This is a genomic window from Virgibacillus alimentarius, from assembly GCF_017874635.1.
Lineage (GTDB): Bacteria > Bacillota > Bacilli > Bacillales > Amphibacillaceae > Virgibacillus_B > Virgibacillus_B alimentarius.
In genome coordinates this window covers 24,403-44,611 of sequence record NZ_JAGIKX010000012.1, presented here as the reverse complement: position 1 = coordinate 44,611, position 20,209 = coordinate 24,403, and the positions used below count along the sequence as shown (strand labels likewise).

The following is a 20,209-nucleotide window of genomic DNA, read 5'->3' as shown; positions in this document are numbered from 1 at the left end:
ACGCACGAAGTTTTGCTTTTAATTAGATCGCATACTATTTTACGGCAGTTAGGGGAGAAAACATGGATAATAGTGAAATGATTTTAGTACTCGACTTTGGAAGTCAATACAACCAATTAATTACTAGACGAATTAGGGAACTTGGTGTATATAGTGAATTACACTCACATAAATTGACAGCTGAAGCGATTAAGCGCATGAACCCTAAAGGAATCATTTTCTCTGGTGGTCCTCATAGTGTTTATGATGAAAACAGCTATCGTTGTGATGAAGGCATTTTTGATCTGGACATTCCTATATTAGGTATTTGCTATGGTATGCAATTAATGGCACTGCATTTTGGCGGAAAGGTTGAAAAGGATAAACACCGTGAGTATGGAAAAGCAGACATTAATCTTAGTCATGATGCACTTCTGTTTAAAGATGCACCAAAGAATCAAGTCGTTTGGATGAGCCATGGGGATAAAGTGGTGGAGACGCCATCATCCTTCCAAATTGATGCTACAAGTCCATCTACTCCAATAGCTGCTTTCAGTCATCAAGAAAAATCACTTTTTGGTGTTCAATTCCACCCAGAAGTTCGTCATACAGAATATGGAACAAACCTGCTGAACCAATTTGTATTCGATGTATGTGGCTGTGAGGGAAATTGGACAATTGGAAATTATATCGAAATGGAAGTAAAGAAAATTCAAGATAAAGTCGGAAATCGCAAAGTATTGTGCGCTTTAAGCGGCGGTGTCGATTCATCCGTAGTTGCAGCGTTAATTCATAAAGCGATTGGAGATCAGCTCACATGTATTTTCGTTGATCATGGATTACTGCGCAAAAATGAGGCTGATGATGTCATGAAGACTTTTGCTGATGACTTTCATATGAATATCATTAAAATTGATGCACAGCAACGTTTTCTGTCTAAGTTGAAAAATGTCAGCGATCCTGAAATGAAGCGAAAAATCATTGGGAATGAATTCATTTATGTCTTTGATGATGAGGCTTCTAAGATAAAAGAGATCGATTTTCTTGCTCAAGGTACGTTATATACAGATATTATCGAAAGCGGTACGGAAACAGCCCAAACGATCAAGTCACACCATAATGTCGGCGGTCTTCCTGAAGATATGGAATTCGAGTTAATCGAACCTCTTAATGCTTTATTTAAAGATGAAGTACGTGAACTAGGTACACAATTAGGTATTCCTGATCATATCGTATGGCGTCAGCCGTTTCCTGGACCAGGTTTAGCTATCCGAGTGCTCGGTGAAGTAACAGAAGAAAAATTAAAAATTGTTCGTGAATCGGATGCTATTTTGCGTGAAGAGATCGCAAAAGCTGGATTAGAACGTGATATCTGGCAGTATTTTACTGTTCTTCCAAATATCCGAAGTGTGGGCGTGATGGGGGATTCCAGAACATATGATTACACAATTGGAATTCGTGCAGTTACATCTGTCGATGGAATGACTTCTGATTGGGCGCGAATCCCTTGGGATGTTTTAGAGAAGATTTCTACACGTCTTGTAAATGATGTTGAACATATTAATCGTGTTGTTTATGATGTTACAAGTAAGCCACCAGCAACAATTGAGTGGGAATAAGACTGGATTAAAATCAACTTTATGAAAAAAATGAATAAAACAGTTTGCGTATAATTTAGGGGATAAGGCCCAAAGTTTCTACCAGACTACCGTAAATGGTCTGACTACGCAGGTAAATGTAATTACATCTATTTATTGAATTACTTTTTCTTGTCTTGTTTACGGTAGCACCCTTGGTTACTATCCAGGGGTGTTTTTTTCCTGTGTGGGAAAAATTGGGTCATACGAGGAGGAACAATGCAATGAAAAAGTTTTTTCAATTTGAAGAATTGGGAACGAATTATAAAACCGAATTTATTGCCGGTTTAACAACGTTTCTTGCTATGGCGTATGTTTTATTCGTTATTCCAGCAACGTTAGCTCTGGTAGGAGTTGAGGAACTACCAGAAGGAGTTACAAGAATAGATCAAGGTGCCGTATTTACTGCAACAGCAATAGCAGCTGCAATTGGTTCGTTATTTATGGGGCTTATTGCAAAATATCCAATTGTTTTAGCACCCGGGATGGGGTTGAATGCTTTTTTTGCCTATACGGTAATGCTGGGGTATGAAATTCCGTGGGAAACAGCTTTATCCGGTGCACTAGTATCAGGACTAATTTTTATTGTTTTAACGTTAACCGGGCTCCGCGAAAAAATAATTAATGCAATCCCTGCAAATTTGAAAATGGCTGTCGGAGCTGGGATAGGTTTATATATTGCGTTTATTGGATTCCAAAATGCTGGGATTATCGTTGGCGATGAAGCAACATTAGTAGGCATAGGTGACTTAACGTCTCCGCCTGTATTACTAGCGATCTTCGGAATTATCGTTTCTGTCATTTTGCTGACTTTAAATATAAAAGGGGGCATATTTTATGGCATGGTCATGACTGCGATTATCGGAATTATGGTCGGACTTATTGATGCCCCAAATGGAATCGGAGAAATTGTAGGGGAAGTACCTAGTTTAGCACCAACGTTTGGACAAGCTTTCGTTCATTTCGGTGATATTTTTACAATTGAAATGCTAGTTGTTATTTTAACTTTTTTATTTGTTGACTTCTTTGATACTGCTGGAACATTAGTGGCTGTAGCAACACAAGCGGGCTTGATGAAGGATAATAAACTACCTCGAGCAGGAAAGGCTTTATTCGCTGATTCTGCGGCAACGGTGGCGGGATCTATCTTAGGAACGTCAACAACTACTTCCTATATTGAATCCACTGCAGGGGTTGGAGCAGGAGGCCGTACTGGTTTTACAGCGGTTGTTGCAGCAGGGTTCTTTATCTTGTCCTTATTCTTTTCTCCTTTACTAAGTGTGATCACTTCAGAAGTAACAGCACCAGCCTTAATCATTGTTGGAGTTCTCATGTCCTCCTCTTTAAAAAATATTGAGTGGGATCATTTTGAAGTTGCAGTTCCAGCCTTTTTTACAATTATTACGATGCCGCTTACGTATAGTATTGCGACAGGGATTGCGATTGGCTTTATCTTTTATCCGATCACAATGATTTTAAAAGGCCGTTCGAAAGAAATTAATGGAATCATGTATATATTATTTTTGATCTTTCTCCTTTATTTTATTTTCTTAAGTTAACTAAAAATAAAAAAGTGGCTATAAAGACTTCTGCAAGCTCGAAGTTCTTTATAGCCATTTTATTTTACTCAGTCTTGCGGACTGGGCTGCTTTTGCCATAAGGAAGTAGATGATAAGCCATTAAACATATTGTTCCAACTAAAGATAAGACTCCCATATAGAAATATAAGGTCCCTCCGCTAAACATATCCATAATTGCTCCGCCAGCGAGGGATCCAACAATGCCTGATACCCCGAAAAACACAGCGTAAAAGACGAGGTGTCCAGTTGCTGTCAAATCTTTTGGGATAAGACGAGTGACATAATCAAATGCTGCTAAATAGAAAGTGCCAAAAGTTAACCCGTGGAGTACTTGAAGTGCAATGATATACATTGGATCATCTGCACCAGCATAAAGAAACCAACGTATACTGTATAGTACTCCAGCCACAATAACGAAAATTAATGGGTGATATTTCCGGAACCAGAATCCGGCAAAGGCAAAAACTGCCCCTTCACTAGCAACACCAATAAACCAGGCTAACCCAACCCAACTTTCACTTCCACCAAGTTCAGTTATATATAGACCAATAAAACTATCATTTGCGCGATGTGAAATCGTTAAAAAGATCATAAGAAATAGGAAAATAACGAATGATTTGTTTTTAAATAGCTTATTAACGTCCTTTAATTGAATTGGATCTGATTCCACTTTTACATCTTTTAACTTAATTGCAACAATGAGTGCAATCGTTCCAAAGAATAAATAGGGGTAAATCATGTATTGCACACCAATTCTTGAGAGGATTTCCCCGATAATGAGGGCTGAGGTGGCAAATCCAATTGATCCCCACGTTCGTATCGTTCCAAAGGAGACTTGTAATTCATTGGCTCGTCGTTGAGCTAAACTATCTCCAAGACCGCCTATTGGTGTTGTAAAGAAATAAAAAATGGCTCCCATTAGGATAATCGAAAGCAATGTATTCATTTGGAAAAAGAGAATGCTGCTAATTAGCAAACCGCCAATACAGACTAAAAGAACCCGCTTTACTGTTTTATGTTTATCACTCATATAGCCCCAAAAAGGTTGTGCAAAAATAGAGGCTAACGGGCCAACCGCCAGTACCCAGCCTATCTCTGTTCCATTCAAGCCTTTATAACGTAAATATAACGGTAGGAAACTAAGTATAATCGTGTTTGTTGCATGGAAACTGAACAATAACATTTTTAATGGTACTAATGATTCATGTTTTGACAAAAAATTCGCTCCTTACGCATACGTTCTAACTGTATCTACATTAATTACCCCATATATCTTGAATAAACTTATCCCTGCCTGATTTTTCCCGGTCCTCTTTATAGACCTTCTCATTCTTTTTATAAAAATCCTGATGTTCGTCTTCTGCAGGATAAAATATCTTTTCAGGTAAAATTTTAGTGACGATTGGTTTTGAAAATTTCCCGCTTTGTTCTAATTCTTTTTTGGATGCTTCTGCTATTTTTCTCATTTCTTCATTATGATAAAATATTGCTGTCCGATACGAATCCCCGCGATCATGAAATTGTCCGCCGTCATCTGTAGGATCGATCTGACGCCAATACACTTGAAGAATTTCTTTATAAGAAATAATAGCAGGGTCATACGTTATTTCTACTGCTTCATAATGTCCTGTTCTCCCACTTTTGACATCCTCGTAGGAAGGATGCTCGACATGTCCGTTTGTATAGCCGGATATAACATGATGAATCCCATTCCATTGATCAAACGGTTTGACCATACACCAGAAACAGCCTCCAGCGAATATCGCTTTATGTAATTTCATATCTCTTAACCTCCAGCGAATCGATACTGCTTACAAAAATGTGCTAAATCGAGTAAAATATAGTTAATTATCCAATTAACTATATCATAGACAGGGGGTTGATGACATGAACGAAGAGCCATTTGTACACAAAATTTTTACTGGTAAAGCAAAAAAACTGGGGGATCCAAATGCAAGTGACCCAATGGATAAACCATGGGAAACAGGAATATTTAAAACAGAAACCACTAGACAACTTTGGCTAGGAAAAACAGGATTGTCTAATGATGAAGTAGGCGACAAAAAACGCCATGGAGGTCCTGAAAAGGCTTTATTTGCTTACCCTATTAAACATTATACATTCTGGAGAGAAGACCTCGCATTAGCATCGATCGATATCGGAGGAATGGGAGAAAACCTTGCTGTACTTGAAATGGATGAATATACGGTATACATTGGTGATACGTATAAGTTTGGTGATGCTGTAATCCAGGTTTCACAGCCGCGTCAACCGTGTTGGAGACCAGCACGCAGATACCGTAAAAAAGATTTTGCACTCGATATTCAAAAAACCGGAAAAACCGGTTGGTATTATCGAGTCCTACAAGAGGGGTATGTCCAGCCGGAATTGGATCTAGAATTAATCGAACGCCCATACCCGCAATGGTCGATAGCCGCTGCTAATGAAGTGATGCATGTATATAAAAAAGATCTTCGCCTAGCCGATGAATTAGCATCCTGTGAACTGCTTGCTGAAAACTGGAAAAAAACCTTGCGGAAAAGGTTGCGTGGTCAGGAGTCCTCTGTGCGTAGACGGGTATATGGACCAAATAACGAATAAATACTTTGGAATGATTCAAGCAAAAAAGGGTTATGAATGTAACCCATATGTGGAAACATTAACGTGTGAATTAAAATTTTGTCCTCTGCACATAAATGAGAAAGAAGTTATAAGAAAAAAGGTGGTATTGTTTTGCTTAGCAATGCATATGTAATGGTCGCCATTATTTTAATAATTAATATCGTATATGTAACATTTTCAACGATGCGTATGATTTTAACATTGAAAGGCCGGCGCTACTTGGCTGCATTTGTGAGTATGTTTGAAATTGTAATGTATGTACTAGGACTTGGTCTGGTGCTTGATAACTTAAATGAAATTCAAAACATCATTGCATATGCAGTCGGCTTTGCTATTGGTGTAATTGTAGGGACAAAAATTGAAGAAAAGCTCGCACTTGGGTACATAACGGTAAATGTTATATCCTCTTACCCAGATATTGAATTCACACGAAAATTGCGCGATAAAGGCTACGGAGTAACAAGCTGGTATGCTTATGGAATGGAAGGCGACAGATTATCCATGCAAATTTTAACACCAAGAAAATATGAATTGAAACTTTATGAGACAATAAAACATTTGGATCCGAAAGCTTTCATTATTTCTTATGAACCGAAGCAAATTCATGGGGGATTTTGGGTAAAGCAAGTGCGAAAGGGAAAATTATTGAATAATAAAGGAACTAGCAAATCCAGTGATAAAAAATAGTTTGGTACATGAAAATGTTTAGAAAAAGTGAAATAAGCTGTCATCCTCGACAGTCTATTTCACTTTTTTTGCTCTTTACTCAATGCTTTATAAAAAGAAATTATCATTAGAAACATGATGATTGAAAATGGAAATGCAGCAGATATCAAAGCATTTTGTAAAGCTTGCAAACCACCTGTATAAAGTAGAACGGCAGCTATTGTAGACTGGGCAAAGCCCCATACGAATTTGATTGTTGTTGAGGGAGATAAGGAACCGTTTGTCGTTTGCATACCTAACACGAAAGTAGCAGAATCTGCCGACGTAATAAAAAACGTTCCAATTAACATGAGACCGAGTATCGATAAAACGACACCAAACGGAAAATGATCAAACATACCAAATAGTGCCTGTTCATCCGGTAGGCCTGCAATATCTGCACCACTATTTTGCGCCTTAACCCCCGACATTCCAAACGTTGAGAACCACAAAAGACTAACAACCGTTGGAACGATAAGGATTCCAGATAAAAATTCTCTAATCGTTCTCCCCTTTGATACCCGGGCTATAAATATACCAACAAATGGAGCCCATGCAATCCACCAGGCCCAAAAGAAAATGGTCCAGTCTCTAACCCACTGGATCCCTTCGCTATCATTTGGTGCGATTCGAAAACTTTCGACTGGAAGTTTTTGAATGTATTCCCCCATCGAGTTAGTAAAGGAGTTCAAAATATATTGGGTTGGCCCTAAAATTAATGTAGCGATAAATAAGAGCCCCGCTAATGACATATTCGTATTGCTTAAATATTTTATTCCTTTACCAAGACCTGTATAGGCAGAGATCATGAATAAAACAGTTACAGCAAGGATGATGAGTAGCTGGACCCAAAATTCATTGCCAATTCCCAGCAAATAAGAGAGACCGCCATTAATTTGTGTAGCTCCGAATCCGAGTGTAGTAGCTACACCAACAATCGTTGCCATTACGGCAATAATGTCAACGAGTAATCCCCAGAATGTATTCATTTTGTCACCAAATAGAGGTTCGAGTGTTTTACTGATTAACCCTGGTTTTCCATGTCGAAATGTAAAATAAGCAAGTACCAGGGCAATCGAACCATATATTGCCCATGCATGAATGCCATAATGGAAGAAAGTAACCCTTAGTGCATCCTCTAGCGCCTCTTTTGTGCCAGGTTCGGCCATGGGAGGTGTTTTTATATAGTGAGAGACTGGGGAGGCTACCCCATAAAACACTAGTCCAATTCCCATACCAGCGCTAAAGAGCATGGCAATCCAAGTCGGATAGCTGAACTCTGGTTTGTCACGAGGTTTACCAAGTTTTATTTTTCCATATGGGCTAAAAATTAAAAAGATACAAAACACCACAAAAAATGTAACAAGTAATAAATAATACCAGCCGAAACGAACTGAAATATAATTCATCACCGTATTTGTAATGTTTTCAAAGCCTACGGGCGAAAGTGCTCCCCATAAAGAAATGATAAATGTAATGCTTAGTGTGATCCAAAAAACGGAAGTTGCTTTTTTCATTTCATTCCCCTTTCTATATTCTCAGCGTATTGTTAGTTTGACTTAAATAAAGCGTTTTATTCCGTGAAAATGAAAGTAGATGCCGCAGCGTGTCGTGTACATGAGTAAAAACCGAACATTTAGTATTAACGTTAAATAAATGTTCGATATTTAATTGACAAGCCCCTTTGTTTTTTGCTATTCTTAACGTAGAATTAAATACGGTTCCTCATATATTTTTGGGAATAAGGCCCAAATGTTTCTACTCAGCACCGTAAATGCTGAACTATGAGGGAAGGTGAGTCATTGCCTTATGCAATGATCTAATCGTTGTGCGCGTATCTATTCATCTTCTCTCATTTGAAATGGAGAAAATGGATAGATTTTTTATTTAGATAGGTTAATCAACTAAAAAGAAAGAGGGATTTTATGACAGCGGTTGGTGTGATTATGGGCAGTATTTCAGACTGGGAGACGATGCAACATACTTGTGCAGTCCTTGAAGAGTTAGAGATTCCATTTGAAAAAGATGTAATCTCAGCACATCGCACACCTGATGAGATGTTTAAGTATGCAAAGTCAGCGCGTGAACGTGGATTTAAAGTGATTATTGCAGGTGCCGGTGGTGCAGCGCATTTGCCAGGTATGGTTGCTTCACAGACAACACTTCCTGTTATTGGTGTTCCAATACAAAGTAAAGCATTAAACGGAATGGATTCTTTGCTTTCCATCGTACAAATGCCAGGTGGTGTACCGACCGCAACAATGGCAATTGGAAAAGCCGGTGCTACAAATGCAGGAATATTTGCTGCACAAATCATTAGCGCCTTTGATAAAGATGCTGCAGAAAGATTAACGGAATATCGAAAAAAGATGCAAATCAAAGTAGAAGAAATGAGGGAGGACCTTGCAAAAGAATAACCAAGGATCAAAAGTTATCCTTCCGCCAGGTACAATCGGTATTATTGGCGGTGGACAGCTCGGCCGGATGATGGCCGTAGCTGCAAAGCAAATGGGCTATCAAATTGTTGTACTTGATCCAACTCCAAATTGCCCAACCGCTCAACTAGCAGATCAGCAAATAACTGCAGCATATGACGATATGGATGCGATCAAGCAGTTAGCAGAATGTAGTGATGTTGTGACGTATGAATTTGAAAATGTTGATCTTGAGGCAGCAGCTTACATGGAACAACAAGGAAAACTGCCTCAAGGTGCTTTTGCTCTAGAAGTAACACAGAATCGTGAAAGAGAAAAAAAGATAATGAGAGAAGCAGATTTACCTATTCCGAACTTTTCTATCGTAACAAATGGCAGAGCTTGTGAAGATGCATTAAAACACATTTCTTTTCCATCGGTCATTAAAACATGCAGCGGCGGTTATGACGGAAAAGGACAAATAAAGATACGGGCAGAAGAAGATGCAAAAGAAGCCATCCACTTTGCGGAGCAAAATGAACACTGCATTATCGAAGAATGGGTTTCGTTTGATAAAGAGATATCCGTTATATTTACCCGATCACAATCTGGAGAAATAACATTTTTCCCTATTGCAGAGAATGACCATAAGGAACATATTCTTTATCAAACTACAGTACCGGCGTCTGTTAGCGAGATAGTGAAAGAAAAAGCAATTCATGCTGCAGGTGTCTTAGCAAATCAAATGAATATCGTTGGTACATTTGCAATTGAGATGTTTGTAAAGGATGAAACAGTGTATCTAAATGAGATGGCACCACGCCCTCATAACTCAGGCCATTATTCGATAGAAGCGTGTAATATTTCGCAATTCACCCAGCATATTCGTGCAATTTGCGGATTACCACTAATGTCAGTAAAACTCTTACAACCCGCTTCCATGATCAATATTTTAGGAGAGGATTTACAAGCAATTTTACAAGCAATGCGAAAATCTCCTGAAGGTTTCATTCATTTGTACGGTAAAGATGAAGCGAAAGAAAAACGTAAAATGGGGCATGTCACATTTATTGCAGAAACCACAAAAAAATTACAGCAAGTAATAAGCAATTTTGAAGAAATGGTGCAGTGATTGATACAAAAGCAGAATTTGAAAACGGTGAAAAATGAAGGAGATGTGTTTATAATGACAGCGCACAATATGAAACCTGAGCAAATTGAAAATGAACAATTATATAAGAACATGGGCTTAAGTGAAAAAGAATATCAAATGATTAAAAACATTTTAAAACGCCGTCCGAACTATACGGAAACAGGTATCTTTTCAGCGATGTGGTCGGAACATTGCAGTTATAAAACATCAAAACCTTTATTAAAAAAGTTTCCTACAAAAGGAACTCATGTTATCCAAGGCCCTGGTGAAGGTGCAGGGGTTGTTGATATTGGCGATAATCAAGCTGTTGTTTTTAAACTCGAAAGTCATAACAGCCCTTCTGCTGTTGAACCGTTCGAAGGTGCTGCGACCGGTGTCGGAGGCATTGTGCGCGACGTTTTTTCAATGGGAGCAAAGCCTATTGCATTAATGAATTCACTAAGATTTGGCAATTTAACGACGGAGCGGACACGCCATTTAGTAACAGAGGTGGCACGTGGAATTGCTCACTATGGAAATACATTAGAAGTTCCTACCGTTGGCGGAGAAGTACAATTCGATGATTGTTATGAGGAAAATCCGCTTGTGAATGCGATGTGTATTGGACTCATTAACCATCAAGATATTCAAAAAGGTGTTGCATCTGGAGTTGGAAATACGGTGATTTATGCCGGAAGAGATACTGGCAGAGATGGGATTCATGGGGCAACATTTTCTTCAGGTGAACGTGAAGAATCTGAAGAGAATAAATCAGCAGTAGCACTAGGGGATCCGCATATAGAGAAAAGACTAATTGATGCTTGTTTAGAAGTGATTCAATCCGATGCATTAGTGGGTATGCAAGACATGGGCGCAGCAGGACTAACTTCTTCTGCTAGTGAAATGGCAAGTGCAGCAGGGACAGGCATTGAAATGGATCTTGATTTAGTTCCATTGCGAAAAAAGAATATGGATGCTTACGAAATTATGTTATCGGAATCACAAGAGCGTATGTTGCTTGTGGTAGCTAAAGGACGCGAACAAGAGGTTATAGACCTTTTTACGAAGCATGATATCGAAGCGGCAGCAATTGGTGAAGTAATTGAAGAGAAAAGATTTCGGATTAAGCACCATGATCAGGTAGTAGCTGATGTACCGGTTGATGCACTAGCTGAAGAGGCACCAGTTTACCACATGCCTTCGAAAGTAGCTGATTATTACAGCCAGTTTCAAGAGTTGGAAACGGACATACCCCTAGTAGAAAATCATGCGGAAGTTTTAAAACAAATGCTTAAACAGCCAACGATTGCAAGCAAAGAGTGGGTGTATAACCAATTTGATTCAACTGCGCAAGGGAATACAATTAAGTCTCCAGGTTCAGATGCAGCAGTTGTGCGCATCGATGGAGCGGACAAATCGATTGCGATCACTACAGACTGTAATTCTCGCTATATTTATCTGGATCCTGAAACAGGTGGAAAAATTGCTGTTGCAGAAGCGGCTCGTAATCTTGTTTGCTCTGGTGCAAAGCCTTTAGCTTTAACAGATGGATTAAATTACGGAAATCCAACGAATCCAGAAGTATTTTGGCAAATGGAAAAAAGTATAGAAGGTATTAGCGATGCATGCTTAGCACTGGATACACCTGTTATCAGCGGGAATGTTTCGATGTATAATCAGTCCAAAGGAAAAGCAATCTTCCCAACACCAATTATTGGAATGGTGGGATTGCATGCGTCTTTGGAACATATTACACCAAGTTCTTTTCAAGAAGCTGGAGATGTCATTTATTTAATTGGTGAGACGAGGGCAGAATTCGGAGGCAGTGAACTCCAAAATTTAATCGATGGTTCTTATAAGGGGAAAGCTCCGACCATTGATCTGCAAACAGAGGCGAAAATTCAAAACCAATTACTCAGGGCAATTCAAGAAGGAATCATTCAATCTGCACATGATATAGCTGAAGGCGGGCTAGCGATTGCACTTGCAGAAAGTGTGTTTAACAAAAAAGAATTAGGATTTGAAGTAGAAATAGGTATGGATTTAACTATCGCCATGTTTAGTGAGTCACAGTCACGGTTTATCATAACCGTCAAACAGGAAGATACCCAAAAGTTTGAAGAAAGGATAAACCATGCACAACGGATTGGCTATGTAACAAAGGATAATCAATATGTAATAAAAGCAAACAACGCGAACGTTATTCAGGAAGAAGTAAAAGAACTCAGCAAAATTTGGAAAGCGTCTATCCCGAATTTGCTGAAATCTAACGAATAAATGGAGAGTGCGGAATGTTTGGAATTTGGGGGCATCATAAGGCGGCGGAAATTACGTATTATGGACTGCATGCATTACAGCACCGTGGGCAGGATGGAGCTGGTGTTGCAGTAAGCGATGGAAGTACTTTGAAACTTCATAGAGGATTAGATTTAGTTAATGATGTGTTTAAAGATGCATCGTTTCCTGAACTAAACGGACATGCAGCAATTGGGCATGTTCGCTATGGCAAAAAGGCGGAAGACGAAATAGATAGTGTGCAACCACTTCTATTTCGCTCCCAAACAGGAAGCATGGCATTAGCGCTTGTTGGAAGCATCATGAATGCGTATGAACTAAAGGGAGAGCTGGAGGAAGATGGGAGTATTTTACAAACCTCATCGGATACAGAAATACTTGCTCATCTCATTAAAAGGAGCAAAAAAGAAACAACAGAGGAAGCTATTATCGAAGCTTTACAGAAAGTAACTGGTGCTTATGCCTTTTTAATGTTAAAAGAAGACCGAATGTATGTAGCACTTGATCCAAAAGGGATCCGTCCGTTATCCATCGGCAAATTAGGCAGCGGGTATGTTATTGCATCAGAAACTTGTGCATTTGATCTTATAGGTGCCAGTTTCGAACGAGAAGTTTCACCCGGTGAACTCTTAACAATAAATAATACTGGGGTAACATCCACCTATTTTTCTTCAGGGGAAACCCGCAGAATATGTGGGATGGAATATGTTTATTTATCGAGACCCGATAGTGATCTAAATTATGTAAATGTTCATACTTCCAGGAAAGAAATGGGAATAGAACTGGCAAAAGAAGCACCTGCCGAAGCAGATGTGGTTACAGGTGTACCAGATTCCAGTATATCAGCTGCAATCGGCTATGCTGAACAAAGCGGGATACCTTATGAAATGGGTGTCATTAAAAATAGATATATAGGCAGAACGTTTATTCAACCTTCCCAGGAATTGCGTGAGCAGGGTGTAAAGATGAAACTTTCCCCTGTAAGAGGGATTGTGGAAGGGAAACGGGTTGTCATGATTGATGATTCTATTGTCAGAGGGACAACTTCAAGAAGGATTGTCAAAATGATCAAAGATGCGGGTGCGAAAGAAGTTCATGTACGTATTGCTTCACCGCCTATCGAAAGCCCATGCTATTATGGCATTGATATGTCAACAAGAGAAGAACTCATTGCTGCGAATTATTCCGTTGATGAGATATGCAAACAGATCGGAGCAGATAGTGTAGCTTACTTATCTACCAAAGGGTTAGAAAAAGCAATTATTAAAAAACGCACTGCAAGTCAAGGAATTTGCAATGCATGCATGACAGGAAATTACCCTGTTCTTCATCAAAAAGAAAAAAATAAGTCATGTATGCAATCTTAACAAAATGCTGGAGGATGTGCTGAAATGTCAGATGTTTATAAAAATGCAGGTGTCGATGTCGAAAAAGGTTATGAAGCTGTTGAGAGGATGAAAAAGCATATTGCCAAAACAACACGTTCAGAAGTACTTGGAGGAATTGGCGCCTTTGGCGGATTATTTGAATTAACATCTTTGAAATATGAGGAACCAGTCCTCGTTTCGGGAACAGATGGCGTGGGAACGAAGTTAAAGCTTGCTTTTCAATTAAATCGCCATCATACAATTGGAATTGATTTAGTGGCTATGTGTGTAAATGATGTTGTTGCTCAAGGAGCTAAGCCTTTATTTTTCCTTGATTATATCGGCTGTGGACAAAATGATCCTGCTGTCATTGAACAAATCGTTGCTGGTGTTTCTGAAGGGTGTATAGAAGCCGGAGCAGCTTTAATCGGTGGAGAAACCGCAGAAATGCCTAGCATGTACGCGGATAATGAATATGATTTAGCAGGATTTACAGTCGGTATTGCTGAAAAATCGAAGCTGATAACAGGTGAATCTATCGAAGCAGGTGACGTGATCATTGGCCTTCCTTCCAGTGGTATCCACTCCAATGGTTATTCACTAGTACGGAAAATAATAGAGGATCTCGATTTATCTAAAGTTTATGATGGATTTACAAAGACGTTAGGCGAGATTCTGTTAACCCCGACCAAAATATATGCAAAGCAAATACAATCTGTTACAGAAAAAATAACGGTCAAAGGGATTTCTCATATAACTGGAGGGGGCTTTTATGAAAATTTCCCACGCATGCTTCCGGAAGGATTAGGAGTGGAACTAGATAGAACTAGCTGGAATGTTCCTGAAATTTTCACCTTCTTACAGGGAAAGGGGAATATTTCAGATCAAGATATGTATGGCGTTTTTAACATGGGAATTGGTATGGCAATTGTTGTGGCAGAGTCCAATGTGGCAAGCGCCCTGTCCATTTTAAAGAAAAAAGGAGAAGAAGCAGCGGTTATTGGAACAGTGACAGCAAATGAAGGAGTGCATTTTACTCATGCGTAAAAAAGCAGCTGTATTTGCTTCTGGCACGGGAAGTAATTTCGAAGCAATCATAAATAAAGCAGATCTTGCTTGCGATATTGTTCTATTAGTTTGTGATAAACCTGGTGCAGTTGTTGTGGACAAAGCAAATCTTAGAGGGATTTCGACATTTGTATGTCAGCCAAAGGAATTTCATTCGAAAGAAGCTTATGAAAAACAAATAGTAGAAAAACTGCAAGAAGCAAAGGTTGAATGGATCTTTTTGGCTGGTTATATGCGCATTGTAGGGCCAACCCTTTTAAATGTTTTTGAAGGTAGAATGATCAACATTCATCCATCCCTACTTCCGAAATTTCCAGGTAAAGATGCAATCGAACGCGCGTATCAAGCCGGAGTAGACAAGACGGGTGTCACTGTTCATTTTGTAGATAAAGGTGTTGACACCGGACCGATTATCGCTCAGCGAGAAGTACCAGTTTTACAGGGTGATACAAAAGAGACATTAAAACAAAGAATCCAGCAAACAGAGCATCAATTATATCCGGAAGTAGTTAAGCAGCTTATTTTAAAAAAGTAATCAAATAGTGAGGAGTTTTTTCATGACAAAGCGAGCACTAATTAGTGTGTCTAATAAAGAAAACATCGAAACGTTTGCTAAAGGTCTTGTTGATTTAGGATATGAAATTATTTCAACTGGCGGTACACTAAAAAAGATACAACAGGCAAATATCCCAGTTAAAGCAGTAGAGGCAGTAACAGATTTTCCTGAGATACTGGATGGGCGAGTGAAGACTTTACATCCGTTTATTCACGGGGCTTTATTAGCTGACATGGAGAATCCGTCCCATAAAGAACAACTGAAAAATCATAAAATTGATCCGATCGAAATAGTAGTTGTCAATTTATATCCATTTAAGCAAACACTAGCTAAAGAAGGTGTTTCTGAAGCGGAAATTATTGAAAATATTGATATTGGCGGTCCGACGATGTTACGTGCAGCTGCGAAAAACTTTAAAAATATTACTGTAGTTGTTGATCCGTCTGACTATGAGCAAGTATTAAAAGGTATCGAGAAAAATGAATTAACTGTTGAAAAACGCAAGGAGCTAGCATCAAAGGTATTCAGACATACGGCAAACTATGATGCCATGATCGCGGGATACTTTACAGAAGACTCTGGGATGACCTTCCCTAAAACGTATACACCTACATTTGAAAGAGTTCAAACACTTCGCTACGGAGAGAATCCACATCAGGAGGCAGCTTTCTACCGGGACGTGAAAAGTTCAGGGATGAGCCTGGCGACAGCGGAGCAACTCCATGGAAAAGAACTCTCCTTTAATAATATTCAAGACGCAAGTGCAGCACTTGAAATGATAGCTGAGTATAATGAGCCTGCTGCTGTAGCAGTTAAGCATATGAATCCGTGTGGTATTGGTGTGTCAACAAATATATCGAGTGCATTTGCTAAAGCCTATGAAGCAGATTCTACATCGATTTTTGGCGGGATTGTCACTTGTAATAGAGAAATAGATGTGGAAACAGCACAGCAGTTAAGTGAAATCTTTCTAGAAATCGTGATTGCACCAAGTTTTACGGATGACGCATTAGAAATTTTAACGAAAAAGAAAAATATTCGCTTGTTAAAACTGCCAATGGATCATACGGAAAAAAAATCAAAGCGCATTTCTACGGTAAAAGGCGGAATTTTGCTGCAAGATAGGGATACCGGAGAATTGACGACTGATCAATTATCTTATCCTACAAAACGTCAGCCAACAGAAAAAGAGTTAAACGACCTATTTTTTGCTTGGAAAGCAGTAAAACACGTGAAATCCAATGCGATTGTTCTAGCAAAGGATAAGCAAACAATTGGTGTTGGCGCAGGCCAGATGAACCGAATTGGTGCGGCAAATATTGCCATTGAACAAGCGAAACAAAAAGCACAAGGATCTGTACTTGCATCTGATGCATTCTTCCCAATGCCGGATACGGTCGAAGCTGCTGCTGAAGCTGGTATTACGGCAATCATTCAGCCTGGTGGATCAAAACGGGATCAAGATTCAATTGATGTATGTGATAAGCATGGAATAGCGATGGTTTATACAGGTATGCGTCATTTCAAACATTAAAAATAAAGGGTGTTTATTCAAATGAATGTATTAGTTGTGGGACGTGGCGGACGTGAACATAGCATAATCATGAAGCTCAAGGAGAGCGAGGAGATTACCGGTTTATATGCTGCCCCGGGGAATGGAGGTATCGCTAAACAAGCTACATGTGTACCTATCGATGAAATGGATTTTGATGGATTAATAGCATTCGCTAAAGAAAGTCAGATAGATTTAACCATCGTTGGACCTGAAGCACCTTTAAATGCTGGTATAGCAAACCGATTTCAAGAAAACAGGCTAGCTATTTTTGCCCCAACAAAAGAAGCTGCTTTGCTTGAAGGAAGTAAAGACTTCGCTAAAAAGTTTATGAAAAAATATAATATCCCAACAGCAGAACATACAACCTTCACTGATCCAAATGAGGCAAAAGCATATATTGAGAAAAAAGGTGCACCTATCGTTATTAAAGCGGATGGATTAGCAGCAGGTAAAGGCGTTGTTGTGGCTGAAACAATTGAGGAAGCATTAAAGGCGATCGATGATATGCTCATTGCAAAAGTCTTTTCCCAGAAAGGTGAAACACCAAAGGTCGTTATAGAAGAATTTTTGGAAGGAAAAGAATTTTCGTTAATGGCATTTGTTCATGAATATAATGTTTATCCAATGGTAACAGCAAGAGACCATAAACGCGCTTATGATAACGACCAGGGTCCAAATACTGGAGGCATGGGCGCCTATGCTCCGGTTTCTGATGTATCTACGAGAGATTTAGCATTTACTTGTGAAGCAATTATGCAGAAAACAGCTAATGGGATGATGGAAGAAGGGCGGAATTTTACAGGAATCCTTTATGCAGGCTTGATTATGACGGAAGATGGGCCAAAGGTAATTGAATTTAATACACGTTTTGGTGATCCCGAAACACAAGTCGTATTACCTTTATTAGAAAATGACCTCTTGCAGGTATTTCTCGATGTTTTGGCCGGAAAAGATCCAAGCTTAGAATGGAAAGACGGGGTTTGTGCAGGAGTTGTTGTCGCCTCGAAGGGTTACCCACAAGCTTGTGAGAAAGATGTTTTACTTCCGGAAATCAATGTATGTAAAGACTCCTTTGTTATTCACGCAGGGACAAAACAAGTGGAAGGAAGTTACCGGTCCAATGGTGGAAGAGTTCTATTAGTTGGCGCAAATGGAGGTTCCCTGCAAACTGCTACCGCTGCAGTGTACGAAACACTACAGCCACTGGAACAAGCGGAAGGATTTTATTATCGAAAAGATATAGGCAAAAATTAAACTCAATACGTAGGATCAATCGAGGCATGCTAGAAAAAGGGCATGCTTTTTTTCTTTGTTAAAACTGTTTCATGAAACATGTCGCTTCTTGACAAAGCAAATACTTCTACTGTGTCATTAGAACAAAACAAACTTTAGGAAAAGAGCAGTGTAAAAAGGTGTGTCACAAAAAATTCATCTTTTTTAAAAGGAAACTTTAGTGTGTGAAAGTAAAATATGATAAGATGAAGGAAATAGTAGTTAAATAAATGGAGAGTTGTTTTTATGTTAGAAAATGGACATTACTGGAGAAACCGCGAAAGACGAGAACATGTAGCCGTTATTGAAGGAGAAGTTTCACCAACATTGGTACTAAAAAATGGCACATATTTTAATGGTTATACAAAAGAATGGCTAAATAAAAATATATGGATTTTGAACGATCGAATTGTTTATGTTGGAGATAAGTTACCAGAACAATACAATGAGGAAACAGAAATAGTGGATTGTACCGGACAATTTTTGGTCCCTGGCTACATTGAACCACATGCACATCCAAGCCAGTTATATAATCCAGAAAACCTAGCAAACCATGTAGCGAAGTTCGGGACAACAACACTGATTAACGACAATTTAACATGGCTTTTTTTATTAGAGAGAAAGAAAGCGTTTTCCTTGATAGAAAACTTTAATCAATTACCTATATCTATGTTTTGGTGGGCTCGGATGGATTCCCAATCTGCCTTGCAAAACGAGGATGAATTTTTGGATAGTGAAGATATACTGTCATGGATCTCCAATCCTTCTGTAATCCAGAGCGGGGAGCTTACATCGTGGCCGAAATTGCTTGCAGGTGATGACCGACTACTATATTGGATGCAGGAATCAAAGAGACTCGGCAAACCAGTAGAGGGTCACCTGCCTGGTGCATCTGAATCAACATTAACAAAGATGAAATTATTTGGCGTTTCAGCTGATCATGAATCCATTACCGGAGAAGAAGTGCTTAGACGTCTTCGCTTAGGTTATCAGGTAGGACTTAGGCATTCGTCTATTCGTCCAGATCTTCCACTTTTGTTAGAGGAAATTCTTGCAGAAGGAATTACATCATTTGAAAACTTTACGATGACTACGGATGGTGCAACACCAGCTTTTTACGAACATGGTATGATGAACTTATGTATCGAAATCGCAATCGAAAAAGGTGTTCCACTATCAGAGGCATATCAAATGGCTACATACAATGTTGCCAGACATTTTAATCTAGAGGAACAGATCGGAAGTATTACACCGGGTCGTATTGCTCACATTAATATTTTAAAAGCAAAGGACAATCCACATCCGGTAGGAGTGCTTGCGAAAGGAAAATGGATTCTAAGAGAAGAAAAGGAGTGGGAAAGAGAACCAGTAATCGATTGGGAAAAATCCGGTATCAATGAACTGGAATTTGACTGGGATCTCACTGATAGCGACTTGCAATTTTCTATTCCGATTGGTCTGGACATGATGAGCAACGTCATTATTAGACCGTATGCGATTGAAACAGATGTAACGTTGGATGTACTCCCTGGAAATAGAAGTGACGCATTTTTAATTTTAATGGATAGAGAAGGAAAATGGAGAGTGAATACAACACTCCGAGGTTTTACGGATCGCTTAGGTGCACTTGTAAGTTCTTATTCAACAACTGGTGATATCGTGTTTATAGGAAAAAGTAAATATGATATGAAAATAGCTTGGAAGCGTATGAAGGAACTTGGTGGAGGGATTGTCCTTGCCCATGAAGGAAAAATAGTTTTTGAGCTTCCTTTGAGGCTGGGTGGCATGATGTTTAGAGGGGATATGACTGCATTAATCTCCAAAGAAAAACAGTTGAAGAAGTTATTAAAAGAATACGGTTATAAGTATGATGATCCAGTTTATAGTATACTATTTTTGGCAGCAACACACTTACCTTACATTCGCATAACACAGCAAGGGATTATTGATGTAAAGAAAAGAGAATTACTTGTTCCTGCAATTATGCGATAATCTATTTTTTATTATCATTCTATTTTTTGGCAACC

16 protein-coding genes and 2 riboswitches are annotated in these 20,209 nt (G+C 39.0%); of the genes, 13 read left to right on the top strand and 3 right to left on the bottom strand.

Annotation, left to right across the window (positions count from 1 at the left end):
* Positions 1-62 precede the first annotated feature (62 nt).
* Both guaA and J2Z81_RS08225 read left to right on the top strand, forming a co-directional pair.
* On the top strand, positions 63-1,598 hold the full coding sequence (gene guaA, locus J2Z81_RS08230; protein ID WP_029266025.1) for a glutamine-hydrolyzing GMP synthase: 1,536 nt from the start codon (positions 63-65) through the stop codon (positions 1,596-1,598).
* 26 nt (positions 1,599-1,624) lie between these two features.
* Positions 1,625-1,725: riboswitch (purine riboswitch) on the top strand.
* Positions 1,726-1,840: 115 nt separating this feature from the next.
* On the top strand, positions 1,841-3,175 hold the full coding sequence (locus tag J2Z81_RS08225) for an NCS2 family permease (protein ID WP_029266022.1): 1,335 nt from the start codon (positions 1,841-1,843) through the stop codon (positions 3,173-3,175).
* Between the two features lie 64 nt (positions 3,176-3,239).
* Here J2Z81_RS08225 and J2Z81_RS08220 read toward each other — a convergent pair whose 3' ends face one another.
* Together J2Z81_RS08220 and msrA are read right to left on the bottom strand one after the other, a co-directional pair.
* A complete protein-coding gene (locus J2Z81_RS08220; protein ID WP_226371110.1) occupies positions 3,240-4,412 on the bottom strand; it encodes an MFS transporter in 1,173 nt (390 codons plus the stop codon).
* 40 nt (positions 4,413-4,452) lie between these two features.
* Positions 4,453-4,977: a peptide-methionine (S)-S-oxide reductase MsrA gene (msrA, locus tag J2Z81_RS08215; RefSeq protein ID WP_029266018.1), complete on the bottom strand. Its 525-nt coding sequence runs from the start codon at positions 4,975-4,977 to the stop codon at positions 4,453-4,455.
* A gap of 106 nt (positions 4,978-5,083) precedes the next feature.
* Here msrA and J2Z81_RS08210 point away from each other — a divergent pair, with 106 nt between their 5' ends.
* Together J2Z81_RS08210 and J2Z81_RS08205 are read left to right on the top strand one after the other, a co-directional pair.
* The gene (locus J2Z81_RS08210; RefSeq protein WP_029266016.1) at positions 5,084-5,797 is read left to right on the top strand and encodes an MOSC domain-containing protein; all 714 of its coding nucleotides are present in this window, start codon (positions 5,084-5,086) and stop codon (positions 5,795-5,797) included.
* 132 nt (positions 5,798-5,929) lie between these two features.
* A complete protein-coding gene (locus J2Z81_RS08205) occupies positions 5,930-6,505 on the top strand; it encodes a DUF2179 domain-containing protein (protein WP_029266014.1) in 576 nt (191 codons plus the stop codon).
* Between the two features lie 59 nt (positions 6,506-6,564).
* On the opposite strand, the gene J2Z81_RS08200 is transcribed toward J2Z81_RS08205, so the two are convergent.
* Complete coding sequence (locus J2Z81_RS08200) at positions 6,565-8,040, bottom strand: BCCT family transporter (RefSeq protein WP_226371109.1); 1,476 nt, start codon at positions 8,038-8,040, stop codon at positions 6,565-6,567.
* A gap of 188 nt (positions 8,041-8,228) precedes the next feature.
* A riboswitch (purine riboswitch) is annotated at positions 8,229-8,328 on the top strand.
* A gap of 120 nt (positions 8,329-8,448) precedes the next feature.
* Here J2Z81_RS08200 and purE point away from each other — a divergent pair.
* The 9 genes from purE (at position 8,449) to J2Z81_RS08155 (ending at position 20,174) form a co-directional block, all read left to right on the top strand.
* Entirely contained in the window at positions 8,449-8,940 is a 492-nt protein-coding gene (gene purE, locus J2Z81_RS08195) for a 5-(carboxyamino)imidazole ribonucleotide mutase (RefSeq protein WP_029266012.1), read from the top strand.
* Positions 8,927-10,069 carry a 5-(carboxyamino)imidazole ribonucleotide synthase gene (gene purK, locus J2Z81_RS08190; protein ID WP_226371108.1) on the top strand — a complete coding sequence of 381 codons (1,143 nt, stop codon included), beginning with the start codon at positions 8,927-8,929 and terminating at the stop codon, positions 10,067-10,069. The genes purE and purK overlap by 14 nt, the downstream gene beginning before the upstream one ends.
* 54 nt (positions 10,070-10,123) lie before the next feature.
* A complete protein-coding gene (gene purL, locus J2Z81_RS08185) occupies positions 10,124-12,346 on the top strand; it encodes a phosphoribosylformylglycinamidine synthase subunit PurL (protein ID WP_029266011.1) in 2,223 nt (740 codons plus the stop codon).
* A 14-nt stretch (positions 12,347-12,360) separates the two neighbouring features.
* On the top strand, positions 12,361-13,731 hold the full coding sequence (purF, locus tag J2Z81_RS08180) for an amidophosphoribosyltransferase (RefSeq protein WP_051681345.1): 1,371 nt from the start codon (positions 12,361-12,363) through the stop codon (positions 13,729-13,731).
* Positions 13,732-13,755: 24 nt separating this feature from the next.
* Positions 13,756-14,778, top strand: a complete 1,023-nt coding sequence (purM, locus tag J2Z81_RS08175) for a phosphoribosylformylglycinamidine cyclo-ligase (RefSeq protein WP_029266007.1) — start codon at positions 13,756-13,758, stop codon at positions 14,776-14,778.
* Positions 14,771-15,334, top strand: a complete 564-nt coding sequence (gene purN, locus J2Z81_RS08170) for a phosphoribosylglycinamide formyltransferase (protein ID WP_029266005.1) — start codon at positions 14,771-14,773, stop codon at positions 15,332-15,334. The genes purM and purN overlap by 8 nt, the downstream gene beginning before the upstream one ends.
* 22 nt (positions 15,335-15,356) lie before the next feature.
* Positions 15,357-16,889, top strand: coding sequence for a bifunctional phosphoribosylaminoimidazolecarboxamide formyltransferase/IMP cyclohydrolase (gene purH / locus J2Z81_RS08165; protein WP_029266003.1), 1,533 nt, complete (start codon positions 15,357-15,359; stop codon positions 16,887-16,889).
* A gap of 21 nt (positions 16,890-16,910) precedes the next feature.
* Entirely contained in the window at positions 16,911-18,164 is a 1,254-nt protein-coding gene (gene purD, locus J2Z81_RS08160; protein WP_029266001.1) for a phosphoribosylamine--glycine ligase, read from the top strand.
* Positions 18,165-18,428: 264 nt separating this feature from the next.
* Entirely contained in the window at positions 18,429-20,174 is a 1,746-nt protein-coding gene (locus tag J2Z81_RS08155) for an adenine deaminase C-terminal domain-containing protein (RefSeq protein ID WP_029265999.1), read from the top strand.
* Positions 20,175-20,209 lie beyond the last annotated feature (35 nt).

What these genes read in the sequence shown, in the direction of transcription:
- J2Z81_RS08225 (WP_029266022.1), top strand. Translation starts at nt 1,841, where the DNA reads ATGAAAAAGTTTTTTCAATTTGAAGAATTGGGAACGAATTATAAAACC.
- purM (WP_029266007.1), top strand. Translation starts at nt 13,756, where the DNA reads ATGTCAGATGTTTATAAAAATGCAGGTGTCGATGTCGAAAAAGGTTAT.
- J2Z81_RS08200 (WP_226371109.1), bottom strand. Translation starts at nt 8,040, where the DNA reads ATGAAAAAAGCAACTTCCGTTTTTTGGATCACACTAAGCATTACATTT.
- purL (WP_029266011.1), top strand. Translation starts at nt 10,124, where the DNA reads ATGACAGCGCACAATATGAAACCTGAGCAAATTGAAAATGAACAATTA.
- guaA (WP_029266025.1), top strand. Translation starts at nt 63, where the DNA reads ATGGATAATAGTGAAATGATTTTAGTACTCGACTTTGGAAGTCAATAC.
- purF (WP_051681345.1), top strand. Translation starts at nt 12,361, where the DNA reads ATGTTTGGAATTTGGGGGCATCATAAGGCGGCGGAAATTACGTATTAT.
- msrA (WP_029266018.1), bottom strand. Translation starts at nt 4,977, where the DNA reads ATGAAATTACATAAAGCGATATTCGCTGGAGGCTGTTTCTGGTGTATG.
- purD (WP_029266001.1), top strand. Translation starts at nt 16,911, where the DNA reads ATGAATGTATTAGTTGTGGGACGTGGCGGACGTGAACATAGCATAATC.
- purH (WP_029266003.1), top strand. Translation starts at nt 15,357, where the DNA reads ATGACAAAGCGAGCACTAATTAGTGTGTCTAATAAAGAAAACATCGAA.
- J2Z81_RS08210 (WP_029266016.1), top strand. Translation starts at nt 5,084, where the DNA reads ATGAACGAAGAGCCATTTGTACACAAAATTTTTACTGGTAAAGCAAAA.
- purE (WP_029266012.1), top strand. Translation starts at nt 8,449, where the DNA reads ATGACAGCGGTTGGTGTGATTATGGGCAGTATTTCAGACTGGGAGACG.
- purN (WP_029266005.1), top strand. Translation starts at nt 14,771, where the DNA reads ATGCGTAAAAAAGCAGCTGTATTTGCTTCTGGCACGGGAAGTAATTTC.
- J2Z81_RS08155 (WP_029265999.1), top strand. Translation starts at nt 18,429, where the DNA reads ATGTTAGAAAATGGACATTACTGGAGAAACCGCGAAAGACGAGAACAT.